At 68.8% G+C, this 1,843-nt stretch carries 1 protein-coding gene; it reads left to right on the forward strand.

The window, feature by feature from the left end; translation table 11 throughout:
• The first annotated feature begins 193 nt into the window (after positions 1 to 193).
• Complete coding sequence (locus tag ACZ6ZQ_RS38480; RefSeq protein ID WP_469773184.1) at positions 194 to 1,807, forward strand: IS1182 family transposase; 1,614 nt, start codon at positions 194 to 196, stop codon at positions 1,805 to 1,807.
• Positions 1,808 to 1,843 lie beyond the last annotated feature (36 nt).

Below are 1,843 nucleotides of genomic sequence, written 5' to 3' on the forward strand. Positions count from 1 at the left end.
CTTGACTCTGTCGGGGATCTTGGAGTTTCCCGGTGCGGCAGCAAGATCGACGGGCATGCTCGTGTAGTTCCGCCGACCGATACATCTGTCGAGGTGCTCGTTGTCCCTTCGCCCCCGTTCCGGTGAGCAGGTCCCGTCTCTGACTGCGCAGGTTGCGCGGGCGAGCAACCCGGGCGGCACGACGGCGATATGGGTGCGTGACCGCCTCGATGGGCTGTGGTGCGACGAGGACTTCGCCGACTGGTACCCGCGGGACGGGCGTCCGGGTCTCTCGCCCGCTCAGCTGGCCACCGTCTGTATGCTGCAGTTCCTGCTCGGCCTGTCCGACCGGCAGGCCGCCGAGGCGGTCCGCTGCCGCATCGACTTCAAATATGCGATGGCCATGGAGCTGGACGACCCCGGCTTCCACCACAGCGTGCTGGCCGACTTCCGAGACCGCCTCGCCGAGGACGGCCGCGCCGACCGCCTCCTCGACCTCGCACTCGCGCGCCTGAAGGAGGCCGGTCTCGTCCGCGAGCGCACCACGCAGCGCACCGACTCCACCCACGTCCTAGCCGCGGTGCGCGACCTGACCCGCCTGGAGCTGGTCACCGAGGCGGTTCGCGCCGCACTCGAAGAGGTCGCAGGCATCTCTCCTCATCTGCTGGACGAGCTCGTCGATGAGGGCTGGGGGCTGCGCTACGGCAGGCCGGTCCGCCTGGGCAAGAACCCCACCAAGCCCATGACCAGGATCCTTGCCACCGGAAACGACGCCGTCCGGCTTCTGGAACACCTCTACCGGTACGGAGCGGACCGCATGTGCGGTCCTCGTGTCCAGGCTCTGCGGCAGATCATGGTGCAGAACTATCACCGTGATGCCGCGGGACAGCTGCGCTGGCGCACCGCTGAGAAGGAAGGCGGGGTGGGTCTGCCGCCGTCGTCGAGGGCGATCGTCTCGCCCTACGACACCTCGGCCCGCTATGCGCGGCACGGCCACATCATCAGCTGGAAGGGGTTCGCCGCTCACCTGACCGAGACCTGTGCTGCCGACGGCCCCAACGTGATCACGGATGTCGCCACCACCGCGGCCACCACCCACGACAGCCAGGTCCTGCCCGGCATCCACACCCGCCTCGCCCGACGCGGCTTGCTGCCCGCCGAGCATCTGGTCGACGCCGGCTACACCTCTCTGCCCCACCTGGAACAAGCCACCCGTGAACACCAGGTCACCGTCTCCGGGCCGCTCCGGAGCAACCCCACCCGTCAGCACCGCCGGAACGAGGGCTTCGCCCGGGACGACTTCCACATCGACTACGACCATCAGCAGGTCACCTGCCCCCAGGGACAGGTCAGCGCGGGCTGGCACGGCCCCTACCCGACCGCCTCGCCCACCGCGGCCCCGCTGATCGTGGCCCGGTTCACCAAGAGCCAGTGCCGCCCCTGCCCGGCCCGCACCCAGTGCACCACCACCGCCGACAGCGCCCGCACCGTGGGCTTTCCCCCACGAGAACTCCGCGACCTGCAACTCCGCGTCCGAACCGAGCAACAGACGCCCGAGTGGAAGACCCGCTACGCGGTCCGCTCCGGAGTGGAGGGCACCATCAACGAGTTCGCCCACGGACACGGCATGCGGCGCTGCCGCTACCGAGGACAGAGAAAGGCCCACATCCAGCACGTCCTGACAGCCATCGCCGTCAACATCGAGCGCCTCAGCGGACTGCCACCAGCCGAGGAAGCACCCACGCCCCGCCGACCGACTGCCTTCCAGAACTACCTCGACCAGCGCGAGATACCCCGGCTGAAGTCTTGGCGAGCCCTGGGCAGCTGACCTCGGCAACTCCAAGATCCCCGACAGAGTCAAGCT

This window comes from Streptomyces sp. NPDC053673 (genome assembly GCF_055585225.1).